Source organism: Alishewanella tabrizica (genome assembly GCF_014652375.1).
In the GTDB taxonomy this organism is placed as follows: Bacteria; Pseudomonadota; Gammaproteobacteria; order Enterobacterales; family Alteromonadaceae; genus Alishewanella; species Alishewanella tabrizica.
On record NZ_BMYR01000001.1, the window covers coordinates 434913 to 452600 of the forward strand.

General features: G+C 44.7%; 12 protein-coding genes and 1 other RNA gene. 5 read left to right on the forward strand and 8 right to left on the reverse strand.

From position 1 onward, the window contains the following. Positions 1 to 3 precede the first annotated feature (3 nt). From dnaX to IE070_RS02025, 5 genes are all read right to left on the reverse strand, one after another. Entirely contained in the window at positions 4 to 2181 is a 2178-nt protein-coding gene (gene dnaX / locus IE070_RS02005; RefSeq protein ID WP_189479912.1) for a DNA polymerase III subunit gamma/tau, read from the reverse strand. A 42-nt stretch (positions 2182 to 2223) separates the two neighbouring features. Beyond that, positions 2224 to 2772 carry an adenine phosphoribosyltransferase gene (apt, locus tag IE070_RS02010; protein WP_189479914.1) on the reverse strand — a complete coding sequence of 183 codons (549 nt, stop codon included), beginning with the start codon at positions 2770 to 2772 and terminating at the stop codon, positions 2224 to 2226. A gap of 351 nt (positions 2773 to 3123) precedes the next feature. Further along, positions 3124 to 6054: a TonB-dependent receptor plug domain-containing protein gene (locus tag IE070_RS02015; protein ID WP_189479916.1), complete on the reverse strand. Its 2931-nt coding sequence runs from the start codon at positions 6052 to 6054 to the stop codon at positions 3124 to 3126. A gap of 214 nt (positions 6055 to 6268) precedes the next feature. Further along, positions 6269 to 7198 (reverse strand): class I SAM-dependent methyltransferase, encoded by a 930-nt coding sequence (locus IE070_RS02020; protein WP_189479918.1) that lies wholly within the window; start codon positions 7196 to 7198, stop codon positions 6269 to 6271. A 57-nt stretch (positions 7199 to 7255) separates the two neighbouring features. After that, positions 7256 to 9901, reverse strand: coding sequence for a TonB-dependent receptor plug domain-containing protein (locus tag IE070_RS02025; protein ID WP_189479921.1), 2646 nt, complete (start codon positions 9899 to 9901; stop codon positions 7256 to 7258). Positions 9902 to 10401: 500 nt separating this feature from the next. On the opposite strand from IE070_RS02025, the gene dinG reads away from it, so the two are divergent. From dinG to IE070_RS02045, 4 genes are all read left to right on the forward strand, one after another. Next, positions 10402 to 12489, forward strand: a complete 2088-nt coding sequence (gene dinG / locus IE070_RS02030) for an ATP-dependent DNA helicase DinG (RefSeq protein ID WP_189479923.1) — start codon at positions 10402 to 10404, stop codon at positions 12487 to 12489. Between the two features lie 163 nt (positions 12490 to 12652). Continuing rightward, complete coding sequence (locus IE070_RS02035; protein WP_189479925.1) at positions 12653 to 13438, forward strand: sulfite exporter TauE/SafE family protein; 786 nt, start codon at positions 12653 to 12655, stop codon at positions 13436 to 13438. Beyond that, positions 13438 to 13992: a primosomal replication protein PriC gene (gene priC / locus IE070_RS02040; RefSeq protein ID WP_189479927.1), complete on the forward strand. Its 555-nt coding sequence runs from the start codon at positions 13438 to 13440 to the stop codon at positions 13990 to 13992. The genes IE070_RS02035 and priC overlap by 1 nt, the downstream gene beginning before the upstream one ends. Beyond that, positions 13989 to 14936 carry a histone deacetylase family protein gene (locus tag IE070_RS02045; protein WP_189479928.1) on the forward strand — a complete coding sequence of 316 codons (948 nt, stop codon included), beginning with the start codon at positions 13989 to 13991 and terminating at the stop codon, positions 14934 to 14936. Before priC ends, IE070_RS02045 begins: the two co-directional genes overlap by 4 nt. On the opposite strand, the gene IE070_RS02050 is transcribed toward IE070_RS02045, so the two are convergent. Further along, positions 14907 to 16004, reverse strand: a complete 1098-nt coding sequence (locus IE070_RS02050; RefSeq protein WP_189479930.1) for a tryptophan 2,3-dioxygenase family protein — start codon at positions 16002 to 16004, stop codon at positions 14907 to 14909. The two genes, IE070_RS02045 and IE070_RS02050, sit on opposite strands and share 30 nt — an antisense overlap. A gap of 235 nt (positions 16005 to 16239) precedes the next feature. Here IE070_RS02050 and IE070_RS02055 point away from each other — a divergent pair, with 235 nt between their 5' ends. After that, a complete protein-coding gene (locus tag IE070_RS02055) occupies positions 16240 to 16497 on the forward strand; it encodes a late competence development ComFB family protein (RefSeq protein ID WP_189479933.1) in 258 nt (85 codons plus the stop codon). Between the two features lie 70 nt (positions 16498 to 16567). Here IE070_RS02055 and ffs read toward each other — a convergent pair. Both ffs and IE070_RS02065 read right to left on the reverse strand, forming a co-directional pair. Beyond that, positions 16568 to 16664: signal recognition particle sRNA small type (gene ffs, locus IE070_RS02060), an RNA gene on the reverse strand. A gap of 141 nt (positions 16665 to 16805) precedes the next feature. Continuing rightward, the gene (locus IE070_RS02065) at positions 16806 to 17678 is read right to left on the reverse strand and encodes a DUF3014 domain-containing protein (RefSeq protein ID WP_189479934.1); all 873 of its coding nucleotides are present in this window, start codon (positions 17676 to 17678) and stop codon (positions 16806 to 16808) included. Positions 17679 to 17688 lie beyond the last annotated feature (10 nt).

Sequence of the window (17688 nt, forward strand, 5' to 3'; positions counted from 1 at the left end):
AGGTTAATTCACTTGCAGCGTCTCTAATTGTAGCTGCGCGGCAAAACGTTGCTGAAGCGCTTGTACAATGGGATCCTGCTGCATTAAACGACTAACATATTCTTTACGCTCTAACTCAATACGTTGTTGGATCCTAATTGGACTGTCATTGACCTCGTGCTGATAATCAATCACCAACGTAAATCCAGCCGCAAACACGGGGCTAATGGCGGTGTAAAGCGTTTGCCTAAACTCGCCTTTATCTAGGTGTTGCTGACTTTGCGCCACCGTAAGCGTCACCGTGTTTTGTGCTTGCGCCATAGCACTGTGCAACAAATATAAACGCATTAAACCGCCAACAGGTAACTGCTCGATCAGTCGAGACCACGCATCAACTTGTGCCGCAAAGCGAATAGAAAAACGTTGTTCATCTAAAACATCTGTGTCATCTGTTGGTAAAGGCTCAAAATGTTGTTGTTGCCACCACGCTTCACTCAGTGCCTGTTGATCGGCAAAACTGACTGACTCATCCTGCTGCTCATACCCCTCTGCATCGGCAGAGAAAGGCGGTGATTCAGTGCTCGGCATAAAGGTGTCAATGACGCCTGATGATTGCTCATGCAAAGGCTGATGAGTCAAATGCCGAGCGGGTACAGATTGTTGTAGCGCCGACTGGCGCTCAAACTTTTTTTCTGTAGCAACGATATTATCTTGAGCAACCTGTAGAGAAGGCTCGCTGGTTACTGAACCATGAGCAGTATGTGTTGTAGCGGGCGATTGAACCGCTGTAGAGGATACAGACGGCGTTGACAAGACAGCTGACGGTGGCTTTAACGGTTGCGTTACCGTGGGAATGACTACCCCTCGACGCTGCATGATCCGCGCCGTTCCAGCATCAATACCACTGCTATGCAGCGTAGCATCTGCGATGTCAGTATTCGTCGCTGGCGTTAACGCGGTTTCAGCCTCGGGCTCACTTGTTAGGTTAACATCGTTTGATACTGGCGTTGCTGTAGTGGTGGCTGCAACCTGTGTTGGACGAGATGATATGATTGGCAATGCAGATGACAACGGAGATGGCACCGCAGATGGTGTTGCAGCTGACACAGCAGCCGCCATTGTACTGGGCACAAAAGCCATCGCTCTTAATAGGGCCATCTCTAAGCCCATCAGCGGTTCAGGCGCATAAGGTAAATCTTTTTTACCGCTGAGCAATAATTGATAATAAAGCTGTACCGCTTCAGGTGTTTGCTGTAACGCGAGCTGTTGAATAAACTCTGCCTGCTCACTTAAGGCGGCAGCGGCAGGCTGCAATTGTGTTAGTGCCGTTAAATGAAGCAAACCTAACATATCGTCTAATACTTGCTGGTAATCAGATTGCTGTGCTAACAGCGAATGCAACACCTGCTGTAATTGCGGCAGATCAGCGGCAAGTAAGGCCGCGAGCAATTGTACAGACCAACTAGTATCTAATAAGCCCAACATTTGCCTAATAGGCTCAAGAGTGATATGTCCGTTAGTAAGCGCGATTGCCTGATCGGTTAAACTTAACGAATCACGTAAACTACCTTTAGCCGCTTTAGCTAACAACGTAAGAGCCGCTGCGTCAAAAGGCATATTTTCAGCAGTTAAAACGTGCGCTAAATGCTGTTCAATTTGTGCTACCGTTAATGCTTTTAGGCTAAATTGCAAACAACGAGACAACACAGTAACCGGCAGTTTTTGCGGATCGGTGGTCGCCAGCAAAAACTTAACATGAGGTGGCGGTTCTTCTAAGGTTTTTAGCAGGGCATTAAAACTGTGACGTGACAGCATGTGTACTTCGTCAATTAAGTACACTTTAAAACGACCTCGGCTTGGCGCGTATTGCACGTTATCAAGCAGATCACGCGTATCTTCTACTTTGGTGCGCGAGGCCGCATCAATTTCCATCAAATCAACAAAATTGCCTGCGTCAATTTCCAAGCACGCACTACATACGCCACACGGCGTTGCCGTAACCCCGGTTTCACAATTCAAACTTTTCGCAAAAATACGGGCAATTGTTGTCTTGCCGACACCGCGAGTTCCTGTAAACAAATATGCATGGTGTAAACGGCTGCTGGTAAGCGCGTTAGCCAGCGCCGTTTTAACATGTTGTTGCCCCACTAACTCGCTAAATTGCCGAGGCCGCCATTTTCTTGCTAGTACTTGATAACTCATGCCGGCTGTCCTGAATCGCTGTTAATGGCTGCTAGCCTAAACTTATTCGCCCTGATACTCAACCAAACTAAAGATATTCAGATCCAACGCTTGCAAACGCGCGACACCACCCAGAGCAGGTAACGCAATCACAAAGGCGGCATCTTGCACTTCGCCGCCTAAACGCCGAACTAATTTTACGGTAGCATCAATAGTACCGCCCGTTGCCAGTAAATCGTCAACCAACAATACTTTATCCCCTGCCACAATGGCATCAGCATGCAGCTCTAAAGCATCCTCACCGTATTCAAGCGTGTATGCCTGAGAAATACGCTCACGTGGAAGCTTACCGGGCTTGCGCACTGGTACAAAAGAAATACCTAAGGCATAGGCTAAAGGCGCGCCAAAAATAAAGCCGCGCGATTCAGTACCAATAATTTTCGTGATCCCCTGCCCTTGATATTGCGCAGCAAAAGCATCAATCACTTTTTTAAAACTGGGACCATCTTGCATTAAACTGGTAACATCGCGAAAAGTTATCCCTGGCTTAGGGTAGTTTTCAACAGTCTTGATTACCTGTTTTAATTCAGCACTCAGCACATGCTCATTCATTTTTGAACCCTTTCTTGAAAAACCGATAAAAAAGCCGCCCAAGCGGCGGCTATTCAGCTGGTGCTTCGCGCATCAGAATAACAGTTGGAACCAGCGCAAGATGGGCGCTAGACACAATAAACCTGCAAAAAAAATGATAAACACTATGATCTGTTTTACGTTTAACGAGTCTTTAAAGTTTTCGTCTGCCATATCACTACACCGCTTAATCATTGATCTACATCAACAGAGGGCTATATGGTAATGAATTTGGAGGCTTTTGAAAAGTCGCAAAGTGAGTAAGCTGAAAAGAAAAAACCCTTACTACACGTAGTAAGGGTTTTAAAAAGCTACTTTAACGTGTTTTTACGATTAGAAATCGTAAGACACTGTCATAAAGAAGCGACGACCTAAATAATCTAACTGTGATGCAAATAATGGTACATTACCCACTACGTTAGAAGCGGCAGGGCTAGCCATTGGTGGTTGCTTATCAAACGCATTTGCCACACCAAAGGTGATATCAAAGTTATCAACTAAGGTAGTATTAGCAGAGAACGCGTGCAGAATATAGGTTGGCGTTTCGGCTAAGAAAGTAACTGGTGTACCACGATATGTTGTACGGTTACCATTAACAAATGTGTTGTAGTTAGCTGTACTACCAAAGTAATTCATAGTCCAGTTAAAACGCCAATCATCGCGTCTCAAGCTAGTTTGTAACGTGCCAACTTGTTTAGGGTTACCGATACGGTTAATAAAACGTGTTTCTGGATCAGTAGCAAACTGTTGGAAGTTACGCTCAATTTGCTGAGTATGCTCTAAGCGTACACGTAAATCACCAAACGAGAAGGTGTCACGGTAAGTCACAGCATAATCAATGCCGCGCACTGTTTGCTTAGCGGTATTTAAGTAACCACCACGAACCACTGCAACACCCCAGTCACCGTCTGTACCTGGACGACGGGTAATTTGACGGCAGAACGGTTCATTAGCAAAGTTCTCTGAGAAGTAACATTGGTTTAATACCGCAGCACCGCCCACGTTTGAAACCTGATCACGGATTTCAACATCATAGTAATCTACCGAGGCAGCAAATACACTGTCATCGCTATCAAACACAATACCGATACCTTTAGATACCGATGTTTCAGCATCTAACTGGCCTTGGCCACCACCGGTAATGGCAGTCATACTCGAACCGATACCAACCACGTAAGTTGCAGGGATACCCGCAGCTTGACAGTTGGTTTTTAATAATTCATTGGTGCTTTCTACCCAGTTAACACATGGATCAGCCGTTTGACCAATGAAGCCAGTTTGGTTGTCTAAGAACAGTTCAAATAGTGCTGGCGCGCGGAATGATGTACCGCGTGAAGCACGAATACGCCAATTGTCAGTAATTGACCAGTTCAGGCCGGCTTTATAAGTATTACCACTACCATAGGTGTTCACATCAGTCCAACGGCCTGACACTGTTAAATCAACAGATTGGGCGAAGGGTAAATCACGTAAAAGTGGCACAGCAAATTCACTGTAAATCGCTTTAGTATTAGAGCGACCTGTAGTAATACCTGCTCCAGTTAAACCAGCAGAGTTTCCACGCAGCGTCTCCATACCTGGGGTATCTTTGATGAAGTCGGTTTGATATGTTAAACCAAATACGCCACCCACCATACCTGCTGGTAATTCAAATAAATCTGAAGTGGCATAGAAATCGGCAGTATCTTGTTTGTAGTAAGTATTACCGGTTTCTTCACCAAATAAGAAATCACGTGCACCTTGGCTTGGATTACCGTTTAAGAAATCTCTATCAAACCACTCTACTGCATAACATGGACGTTGAGATAAAGGTGTTAAGCCTTCACATGCTTCGCCACGTAACACACGTTGTGATTTTAATACGGCATCACGAATGAAGATATCTTGACGATAAGTACCGTTGTTGAAGGTTCTTTGGTATGAGAAGTTCCAGTACCAATCATCTAATTCGCCTTCAAAACCTACTACACCACGAGTATAGTCAATGGTTGTATCATTGCTAAAGTGGTTACTGATGGCTACAGGTAGCACAGAAGCTGTACCTGACCAACCAGGGATGAAAGTTACGGGAATAAAACCACCACCGCCTGGATCTTGCGAGAATAACTGACGTACGCTGTTAACTTCTGTTTTACGGCTACTATGTAAAAACTCACCAAACATTGACACTTTATCGTTGATGTCATAATCGCCTTGCAGGTAGATTGAACCTACTTTTGATTCAGGAATCATAGTAGCGCCGCGTTGGAACGGATGTTGACCATCTAACCAACCATCTGTTTCTTTATTCCACCCCGCATAATACCAGCCAGCTGGTGCAGTTAATGGGCGGTTTGCTGCAGGTGTACCAGGAGAAGTAAAGGTACTTCCCGCACCAGGGAAACCAAAGTTATTGTAATCGTATTGGAAACGACCGCCAGAAAGGTTAAACAAACCATAACCGGTACCATTACAATGCGCTTCACCAGTACGTGGATCGATAGGATCCGCTAAAGCACCTGTTTGCGCATCAAATAATAAACGGGTATTACAGTTAAAATATTCACGATCATCGCGGACTAAACCCGTGTTAACGTTATAGTCAGCAATTACTCGCCATGAACCGCGGTCGAAAGTAGAACCATAAGTACCGTTAACACGATAAGTCTCGCCACCTGATTCAAATGGCTTGCTACCTGATACGGTGACATTGGCTGCATCATCACGCTTGGTGATAATGTTGATTACCCCAGCAACCGCATCAGAACCATACAGTGATGAAGCACCGTCTTTTAAAATTTCAACACGCTCAATGGCTGAAACAGGTAACGCATTCATATCAAATGCAGAAACCTGACCGCGGGCACCCGCAGGACCAGCACGACGGCCGTTTAATAACACTAAGGTACGATTAGAACCTAAACCACGCAGAGAGATAGACTCAGCGCCAGAGCCACCCGCTGTAACAAAACCCACTGAGTATGCAGAGATTAATTGATCAGAACCTGCAGCGATAGTAGAAGTACGTAGTAATTCACCTAAGGTGTTTAAACCTTGTTCTTGCGCGATAGACGCACTAATAATAGTAACAGGTGTAGCGCTGTCTAAACCATCGGTACGAATACGTGAGCCGACAACCTGAATACGTTCGGCTTTTTCATCTTTTTTGGCTTCTTCTTCATCAGTTTCCTGTGCTGCTACTGAGCCCGCTAAGGCTAAGGTAGAGGCAGCACCAAACATCATAGCTAAACGCACGGCTTTGCTAAGCTTGTTATTAGTGAACATAATTGAACTCCCTGGATGACCTTTGTAAGGTATCTCGATATTTATTTTTAGATATTATTTATTCTAATTACCGACTAATTAGGTGTACCTACTTAGTCATACCCAATAATATGCAGCAAAAAAAAAACGGGTCAAGCATTTGACCCGCTTTTTATCGCAAAAAAGTGAACTTTTTTCTAATAAGTTTTTTTGGGGTGGTTCTAATACAAACCTCTTAGGTTCGCTTAAGAGTAATCGCCCAAGCAAAAGGCAGATTATTTAACGTAAACGGGTGAATATCGGCATTAAATCCAGCTTTTACAGCGTGATCGTTAAATCGTCTTATATCCTGAATGCTATAAGCGGCTTGTACTTGATCTGCTATTCTTGTTAGCTCAAATCCTAATTGCTTTTTTAAATGTTCAAAATCACAAACATTTAATTCACTTTGATTGGACATCAAAGACACAAATGGGCCAATTATGTCGTTGAAAAAACTGGCTTGCATGTCATTTAAGCCCATTCTGTATTGCTGAAAGGCCATAATAAGTTTTTTGTTATACTCACGCCTAGCGTCGAGCTGCACAGCATCTGTTTTTGCAAAACGCACAGCATAATCGATCAATTGATCAATTAATGAACCCTTTTTGAGCAACTCATTTAAAACCGTTATACCCGCTTTACACAGCAACGAAATCTCAGAAGCCGCATCATGACACAACAAAACTGCTTTACCATTAGGCTGAAGCACTCTAAAAAGCTCAGGTAAGGATTGTGTGATATCGGAGTATTCAAATCCAAACTGACTGATTGCTAAATCAACATGGTGCTCAGCAAAGGGTAAAGCTTCCATTTTGCAACTTGGGTGGAAACTAATCTGTTTTAGCTCAGTTAACAGCACGTGATCATCAGCGAAGAGCTGACAAGGATCAATAGCCGCGAAATCAACAGCTAATATGGTAGACGCTTTACCACTTCTTAGTGCGAGTAAACTTAATGCGCCATTACCACAGCCAAGATCTAACATAACGGCACTACCAGCTAACCCAGCAAAGGTATCTTGCCAAAATTGCGCTAACTGCCCTGCGTAGCCTGTATCATAACCACTGTTGGCAAAACTGGTTACAGTTTTTCGATTCAACCAATAATGATCCCAATGTTCCATACATTTTTTTCCAAAAAAAAGGGCGAGTAAGACTCGCCCTTAATAACAGCTAACTAATTAGAACGATTGAGAGATACGGAAGTACAGTACGCGACCGTAAGCATCATACAAATCGAAGTTGTAGCTACGAGAGAACGTTGGATCAGTACCTAATACTGGCTCTTTCTCAAACACATTATTCGCACCAACAATTAACTTAGTGTTGGTTGGTAATGAGTATGATAATTGCAGATCGTGTGTGATCCACGTTGGGAAATGACCTGAACGCTCAATGGCGCCGCCAGCTACCGCTTCAACATCAGCAAACTGTGAACCGATATAGTTAATGTTCCAGGCTACGTCAACATCACCAAATGCATAGACGTTGCTGAATACACCACGTTGTCTTGGTTCACCTGGATCCATTACTGTGTTACGACCGCCATCAATCTTGCTATCAAGACGGTGACTTAACTGTAATGTTTGATTTAAACGACCAAAGTTACCGAAATCGAAGTTGGTGTTGATGTTAAAATCTAAACCACTGATCGCCCATTCACCTTCGTTCGAGTTACCTTGAGTGATTAACTCAATACCACCGCTTGGGAAACGCGTTAAACCGATACCTGGTGGCAATGCCTGACCAGTTTGTTCGCGTTGTAAAATAGTACCCGCGCCAAAGAACCGGATTAAGTTAGTGATTTTGATATCATAGTAATCAACAGACAGGTTTAACCAATCTGTAGGCTGCCATGCGCTACCAAGAGAAAGTTGCTTAGAAGACTCTGAGCTGATTTCTGGGTTAGCAATAGTGATAGCCTGAACCTGTACGTTACAGTTTGCGGCTTGACCAAAGTTGATACAGGTTGCCGGATCGTTTACGCCTGGGTTACCTGGCTGTGGCTGCTGCGTTAAAATATCTAACGTAGGTGCACGGAAACCTTCACCGTAAGAACCACGGAACACTAAACCTTCACCGTAAGAACCACGGAACACTAAACCTTCAGCAGCTTCCCAACGCAGTGCGACTTTTGGTGAGAAATCATTACCGTAATCAGAGTATTTGTCGTAACGACCAGCGAAAGACAGCTCTAAACCATCAACGATAGGCACTAATGCTTCAACATAAGCACTCTTCAGATCGCGTGAACCACCCGCACTGTTACCTGCAGAACCACCTACTTGACCAGCTTCTGATAATGAGTCGTAAATGTCAGCATAAGTTTCTTTACGGTATTCAGTACCGGCAACCATTTGTACCATACCAGATGGCAATTCAAAGGCGTCAAAAGATACTGATGCAAAAGCTTCTTCTTGATCGAATACACCGATACGGCTGGTAGTTACTTTTAAGCTATTTAATAAAGCGGTGTAAGCACTGATCTCACCTGGCGTTGTGAAACGCGCACCGAACGGGTCATCTAAACGGTAAGTACCGTTATCAACTGCGCGTCTGGCGTTAGAGCCCATCAGATAGTTACGACCGATTTCATAGGTTTTGGACTTGCTCTTACGAACACCGAAATCCACAATGGCACCGCCAATTTGACCTTCGGCACCGATTAAGAAATCGGTTGACCAGTTGTCAACTTGATTATCACGGTTACCTAATGCAGCAAAACGGTGACGATACAACACTTGACGATTTGGTCCATTAGCTGCATCAAAGAATGGGCTAGCTGGGTTTGTTGGGTTATTGATGCTGTTCGCGGCAATGAAACGCGCTTCACCAGCGTCATTTAATGACGGTGCATAACGACCAAACGACTTAGTTTTAGATACTAAAGTGTGAGAGAAGACTTTCCAGTCATCATTGATATCATACTCAGCTTTTAAGAAGCCAGAGGTGTTACCAGTAGAAGCTTCGTTGGCGTTAGTCGCGTTAAAGTTGTATGCACACAGACCAGAAGCCGTTGAAAAGAAGTTTTGTAAGCCATCACAAGTAGCTGCTGAGGTGATAGAACGGAAACCACCTGACGCTAACTGCCAGTTGTTACCAAAACTTGATACACCTGGTTGTACCCATGGATAATGACGTTCAAAAATGATGTCACGCTCGTTCCATGAAACACCACCGATCACAGATGATTTGCCTGAGCTAGCGCCAAACACTGCTGAACCTTCTTCACGGTCGCCGCCTTCTGAAGGTAAGCTAACAGAAGCTTGACCTAAACGAAGCTCTACACCATTGAAATCTTTTTTGGTGATGATATTAATAACACCTGCGATAGCATCAGAACCGTATACCGCTGAGGCACCATCAGATAAAATTTCAATACGCTCAACAGCCGCCATAGGAATTGAGTTTAAATCTTGTGAGTTACCCGTTGAAGGCGATTTTGGCAAACGACGGCCATCAACTAAAATTAACGAACGCTCAGAGCCTAAGCCACGTAAGTTAACTTGTGAAATACCTTGCGCTGAACTACCAGATTGTGGACGGAAAGAACCTGATGAGTTGAACGAAATATTACGAATTAAATCTGATACTGAAGTTTGACCTGAGAAGTCAATTGCAGCGCGGTCGATAACAGTAACTGGCACCGCACCTTCTAAATCAGTACGTTTGATACGTGAACCAGTAACTTCAATACGTTCAACCTTAGCAGTTGATTCGTCATCTTGTGCTGCTTGTTGAGCGATAGCTGCACCGGTAAAGGTTGAAGCCGCGCCGAACGCGATAGCTAAGCGCACAGCTTTGCTTAATTTATTATTTGAATACATGTAAAACTCCCTGGACCACGTGTTGTGATTCTGTTTTTTCAGTTACTAATTCTGATGCGAAAAAAATTTCGCTTTAGCACGGATTGGATTCCGAGTAACGCCCCCCGATAATAAACGCAATTTTTCTGCTGGGTCAACCGCTTTTACGGAACATTTTCGGATTCTGGTTGTCTTACTACGTTGTCAATTAGTCGCAAATCGTTAGCGCCCGCTGTTAATTGCAACACATCGCTTACAACAAAGAAGATATATTGTTGAAATACATCATGAAATGTAAACCTAAGCCGCTACTGTAGCGATTTTGGCGGGTTTAAGGCTTTTTAGATAAGAATAATTTGTAAAATAAACAATACAAAATCAAACTGCTCTTACCAGTAATATCTCAGCTGCAGTTTTGTTATTTTTTTCAAAAAAACACCTCCCTCTCTATTTTTTAGAAAAACTGGCTCTCCTTGTTTGCGCGCGTTAGAATACTCGCTGTACATTTATACAGAACATATATGCTTACCGACGCACAAAAACAGCAAATCCGTACCATACACCAACAGTTAAAGTGCCAGCTGCCCGGGTACCAACCTCGGCCCGCACAAAATAAACTGATTGCTGAAATTGCCAGTATCATTGCTGGCCATTATGATCGGCACGATCGCATTGGCTTAATTGAAGCGGGTACTGGCACTGGCAAATCGCTAGCTTACATTCTAGGGACTCTGCCTTATGCGCTAAGCCAAAAAAAAACCGTGATCATCGCCACGGCAACAGTGGCCTTGCAAGAGCAATTAGTTACCAAGGATTTGCCTTTCTTTCACCAGCATAGTGGCTTATCGTTTAATTTTACCTTAGTAAAAGGTCGGCAACGCTATGCCTGTATTGAGCGGTTACAACAACACATCCAGCAACCCATGTTATTTGCCAGCACTGCGCCTGAACCTGAACATCAACGGTTACTGCAGCGTTTGTGGGAGGCTTGGCGCGAACGACGTTGGTTAGGGGACCGTGATAGCCTCCCTGAGCCAGTCAGTGATGCGCTTTGGTTTAGTTTGCAAGCTGACGCCCATCATTGTAGTAAAACGCAGCGACGCCATCTGACTTGCCCCTTTCATTTAGCCCGAGCCGAGATTATTGATTCGCAGGTATTGGTCGTTAACCACAGTTTATTGTTATCCGACATCCTGACAGGTGGCGGCGTACTCCCCGCGCCAGCAGACTGCATTTATGTTATTGATGAAGCGCATCATTTGGCTGTATGTGGTCGAGAACTGTTAAGCGCCAGTGCACAAGTGTCTGACAATGCACAATGGCTAGAGAAGTTGCGCAAAAACTTACAAACGCTGCAAGCGATCTTACCCGACACCAGCTTGCGCGATATTTTAAAATTGGATGATACGGTCAGTGATTTTCATGCGGCATTAAAACCGGTTGAACGAAGCTTACCCGGTTTTTTGTCGCAATGGTTTGTTAGTAAAGAACAAACAGACTATCGTTTTAAACACGCGGCGTTACCAAAATTATGGCAACAGCAAGCTCAGGTTATTTGGCAAAGTGCACAAAAAGCCGCAGGAAGTTGTGAAAAACTGCTCACCGAACTGCAAACCACAGTGGCCGAACAAAAATCTGCTACCGCGAAAGCCGCAAAGCAAGGCTATACCTTACTTCAAGAGCTGGCTTATGCCCGACAACGCTTTGAACAGCAACATACGCTGTGGCAATTACTGCATCAAGAACAAAAAGAACCGGCGTGGCAAGCGCGCTGGATTAGTAAAGATATCCCCGAACAGGCAGTAGACCGCGCAAGCCCTCTGCTACACCTTCATGCCACGCCCCTATCGGCAAGTTTACCGCTAGAAACGGCTTTTTTCAGTCAGGCATTTGCCGTAATATTGTGCTCAGCAACATTAACGGCGCTAAATTCATTTGATTACGCCAAACGTGAACTCGGGCTCACTGAGCATGCCGGTTTACAATGCCTACAAGTAGATTCTCCTTTTGCGTACCACGAAAAAGCCGAAATTCTGCTACCTAAAACACGATGTGAGCCAACAGATCCGGCTTTTACCGACGAATTAATTCGCCTGTTACCTGCCTATCTCACGGAAAAAGAAGGTTCATTGGTGTTATTTGCCTCGTACTGGCAAATGCAACAAGTGGCAACTGCGCTGCGACAATCGGGTTTTTCGTTATTAGTTCAAGGCGAAGCGTCACGTCAGGCTTTACTGCAATTACATGCTCAGCAGGTAAAAGCAGGTAATAAAAGTATTTTAATGGGCACACAAAGTTTTTCTGAAGGGTTGGATTTACCCGGCGACCTGCTTACAAATTTGATTATTACAAAATTACCCTTCGCCGTGCCCACTTCTCCGCTAGAAGAAGCCTTAAGCGAAGCCATTAGCGCCCGTGGGGGAAATGCTTTTTTACAATTAAGCATCCCCGCCACGGCAAAAAAACTGGTGCAATCTTGTGGTAGACTGCTTAGGCAAGAACATGATCACGGGCGTATTGTGATCCTGGATCGGCGCTTAGTGTCTAAAACCTATGGCAAAGCGATGCTTGACGCGCTACCGCCTTTTCGGCGTCGTATTGAGTATTAATACAAAACATAACAATACGATTACCGAACTTGCCATACCTTTCTTGTGATAGGACGTTGAAAGTAACGGGCTAAATCGTGCCAATTAAAACTTAAACCTCGACCATGTTGCGATGGTAAATGGTTAGCACGAATCGTTAAAAATGTATTAAGGATACATTATTTTGATACCAGAGATTACGCTTACCCTTGAGCTCTTGCTGCTATTGTGCAGTGTGGCATTTATTGCCGGTTACATTGATGCCATTGCTGGTGGAGGCGGTTTATTAACGGTTCCCGCATTGCTCACCGCCGGTTTGCCGCCTCATGTCGTATTAGGCACCAATAAACTGGCAGCGACCTTTGGCTCAATGACGGCTTCTGTAACCTATTATCGTAAAAAACTGTTCAACCCTGATTTTTGGCGGTATAGCCTGGTGTTTACTGCTATAGGCGCCATTTTAGGCACGCTGGCGGTGGATCAAATCAGCACCGAGTTGCTAGAAAAAATATTACCCATTTTGATTTTATTTGCCGCGCTGTATACGTTATTTAATCGTATGCAACCAGACGATCGCCTTGCTTTACCCGAAAAAAATCGAAAACTCTATTGGCAACAACGGCTTCAAGGTTTAACACTCGGGTTTTACGATGGTGTAGCGGGTCCAGGTGCCGGTGCGTTTTGGATGGTCTCAACCATGGCGCTGTATAAAATAAATCTGCTACTCGCCAGTGGCGTAGCGCGAACGATGAATTTTGTTAGCAATGGTTTTTCATTGGCGGCTTTTATTATCTTAGGGCATGTACACTTTACGTTGGGTATTGCTATGGGATTATGCTTAATGTTAGGTGCCTGGTTAGGCGCACACTCGGCAATCCGTTTTGGCAGTAAATTTATTCGACCTATTTTTATCAGTGTAGTGATTGCCATTGCCGCTCGGCTCGCGTGGCAGGCATGGAGCCAAGGCTAATGGATACCCAGCAACAAATTATCCAGTTAAAAACGCTGTTACAGCAATTACTCAGCTGGGCACAACAATTGGATCGGAAAAAAAAAGCGGGCAAACCCACCCACTGGTTCGATTCTGCTTTATTTAGCTGCCACTCGCCCGATCTTGCTGATTATGTTTTAGATAGTCTACGCCATGTCGAACATTTACAACGCCAAGCTGAGCATTTATCAATAGCCGCTCGTCAGCGTTTAATTGAACGCGTCAATGAACAAGTAAACGCACTCACGTTGGCGTTTCGTAATCGTGACGTGCGCCAAGCACCCAGTATTACGCGCACCAAAGCGGTCGTGCAACAATTGGCCGCAAGTGGTCAACAGCTTTATCAACAACTCAGTGAATATCAGCAATTTGAGCAACGTTTATTAGATATGGTGCGATTAGCGCAGCGTGATCAAAGCGCCGATGCAACACACAAAACACTGGCACTGCAAGCGCGATTAGGTCGTTGTCGGCGAGCAATTGATGAAGTTGAACAACAAATACAACAGCTTGAATCAGGTAAATTGGTATGACAGTAGACTTACCCGCATTGGTTTATCATGAATGTTATAGTGAGTTAATTTTACCGCCTTTACATCGCTATCCTATCGGCAAATATCGTACTTTGTATCAACGTTTACGTGAGCTGGGTGTACCAGCAGAGCAGTTTTCCACCCCATCAGCAATTATGCCATCGTCACTGGCGGTGATTCATGATCCACAATATATCCAGAGTTTATGTGAAGGCACGCTAGATCCAAAAGCGATGCGCCGTATTGGTTTCCCTTGGTCGCAACAGCTAATTTCTCGCTCATTAACCTCTACCGCCGGTACCTTACTGGCGGCTGAACTCGCATTAGCACAGGGCTCACAAGGCTTGGCGATACATTTGAGCGGCGGCTACCACCACGCTTTTTACGATGTAGGAAGCGGTTTTTGCTTGTTTAATGATTTAGCATTTACTGCCGCCACGTTACAACAACGTGGCGTAGGCCCGATCTTAATTTTCGATTTAGACGTGCATCAAGGTGATGGCACCGCACAACTTTTTAGCGAAAATCGTCACATCATTACTGCTTCAATTCACTGCGAAAAAAACTTTCCAGCACGTAAACAGCATTCGGATTGGGATATTGGTTTAGACCGTAATTGTAGTGATGCAGCTTATTTGGAGGCCGTATCACAAAGCTTGACCAGTCTACTAAGCTGGCACAAACCGGAATTAGTCATTTACGATGCCGGCGTTGATGTGCATCATGCGGATGATTTAGGACTCCTCAATTTAAGCACAGCCACCATTGCGGCCCGAGATGAACTGGTGCTGAGCCTTTGTCAGCAGCAAGGTATTCCCGTTGCTGCAGTCATTGGTGGCGGCTATCAACGTGATTTAGACGCCCTTACGCAGGTCCATCTGCAATTGTTCAAAGCCGCTTTTACGGTAAAAGGCTCACCTTTGGGGAGCAAAATAAAATCCTAATTGCCGTTTTATGGCTTGTGGTAATGCAGGTAATGCAGATTTGGGTAACAAAAACGTCGCCATTGAAAACAAATCGGTGAATATACGATTTTTTTCCGTGGTGCGCTTCAGATAATCGTGCCCAGAAGAACCGCCAGTCCCTATTTTACTGCCCAACATACGTTGTACCATCATGGCATGTTTATAGCGCCAGATAGTTAATTGCTCATCAACTTCGGTTAAACACGTTAACAGCTGAAAAGGCAAATTAAATAAGGGTTCTTCCTGATAAAGATTTATAAACAACGCTGACAACATGGCCTTTTGGCTTAGCCGAAAACTGCCCTGCTGCTGCAGTGTCTGATATTGTTGCGCGTCCAATAAGGCCGCAAACTTTTCCCGGGTACGCGCGATCTCCGCTAGCTGTAGCGCACGTTCATGCTCAGCAATTTGCGTAATACTTGAGACAATCGCCTGATCACGCGCCAACATAGTCTCGGTCGCTTGCTGATACATTTGCCAAAAACTGAATTCATCAAATTGTAAAAAGGGCATGCGTTCTAGCCATTTTTCAACGCGCTCAAATAAACTGGGTTCATGCTCCAAGGCTTGCAAGAAGACCCGATCAGGTTCGTTTAAACGACTGTAAAACGCATTTTTGTCAAAATCGATTCGGTACTCCGTTTTTAATCCCAAGCCAATTTCTAACATTTTAAACTGAATACTTTGAAAGCCTGATGCGGGAACCAAATAATCCCGAAACGCCATAAAATCTTGAGGTGTCATGGTCTCTAATACGGCAATTTGTTGATTCAGTAGCTGTTGGATACTGATGATCCTTTTTAGCTTGTGCACGATACCGGTTAGTTGCTCATCCTTGACTTCAGCCGCGGCAAACACCGACATGACTGCTTTTAACTCATGCAAAATTTGCTTAAACCATAACTCGTACACTTGATGCACAATAATAAACAAGGTTTCGTCGTGTGCCTCTGCGCCGTAACGCGCACTCTCGGGTGCTTGAGCCGTTAACAGTTTGTCGAGTTGTAAGTAATCGCCATAATAACAAGGTGTGGTATTTTTTTGCATCGGGTTGCCTCCGTGGCCTAAGGGTGTGGCATTGTAACAAGGCTCAACACTAACTCAATCTTTCAGTGGTCTTTTCTGTCGAAGCTGATTATGCTGATAGCGTAAGTCTGTTAAGGCACATAATTGATGCGGTTAGCGATCAACGCGGTTCATCGCGTTGGCTTTGTCGCAGTTAGGCGCTTGCTTATCGCACCTTTTACCCTATTATATTTAAGCCCGTTTAGGAGTTATAAACATGAAATTAGATGACGATATTCATAATTATTACGAAAAATTAGTACTCGATCACATTATCGCGCTGGGACTTGACCAAGAGAAAGATCCTGAATATTTGGCAGATCTTTGCTGCATCTCGCTTAATCTGTTGCCACCGCGCTATATACGATATGAAGTCGATATGGCGTTTTACATGCCGCAGAGCGAGCGTTTTGAAATGTCGATGAAAGTCAAAGAGGCCGTGGCCAGAGCATGCAGCTTTTTGGATAACCAGTAATAGATTTTTTGCTGGCAGAAAATTCAATCGGCGAAGCGTAGACAAAATGGGCTTTAAAGGTGGGTGGCAACTCCACCAGCCACATCCCGGCACATACATCATAAACTGTGGCTGCTTCCTTCCGGACCTGACCAGGTTCGCCTACTAGTATTGCGAGAGGACCAATGGAGTTACCATTGCAGTGCTATTGTGATTGAAATAAGAGGCTAAGAAGCCGCTTCACAACACAGGTGCATTATCCGTAAAAGGCGAGTCTGTTGCAAGCGCTATCCGGCTGAATAACGCTTTGCTGCTGATAAAACAAGCAATTAGTTACCTAATGCTTGCTGATACGCGGTCAACAACGCTTTTAAACGTTGTTGCTGTGCAGGCGATAAACGTAATACTTGTTTTTGCGCTTCGGGAAGTGCTTCAAGCTGCTCATCAGCATAAGTATAAAACACGGTGGGTCGCGTTAACTCAACATCAGCATCCAAACGCGGTGTGGCCAATAATACGGCAATAGCCTGACGCAAACGCTGATCAAACGTCAAATCTGGATAGCCAAGCTCAGCAAATGCTTCATCTAAAAGCGGCTGATAGCGCTGTTTTAACGCTAATAATTGCCTAACCGGCACACTTTCGAGTAACTGTATATACGGCTCGTAGCGTGTTGCATTATTCGGTGACACTTTATAACGATCTTGTGCAATATTTTCTACCTGATAACCACTCGCTGGAGCTGTTAACACATTATGCCCAGCCACTAATTGTCCTTGCGCGAGGTTATCGATAGTCACCACAAAGTGACGAATCATCTCCTCTCGGTTGAACAAACCGGCTAAACCCGGCTTCCAATTTAACGCAAAAAAATCAGCCGCTAACATCGCATCTGAATCGTCTAACGCAGGAAGTGGTGGCAATACGGGTTCTGGGATCACTGGCTCGGCGGGCTCTAGTTGAACTTGAGCAACAACCGGAGACTCCGTAGGAATAATAGCAGGCTCGGGTTCAGACAACGTGGGTGCGGGATCAGGTGTAACGTCTGGCGTCGGAAGTATCACAGGCGGTAACGCCACAGTCTCTGTGTTGTCGTCGCCACCGCTAAATAACAGCCAAAGTGCACCAATAATGATAATGACCACGCCGGCTAAACCGGCATAATAAACTGATTGACCCGTACCTGAAGCCTGTTGTGTCATAGCATTCTAC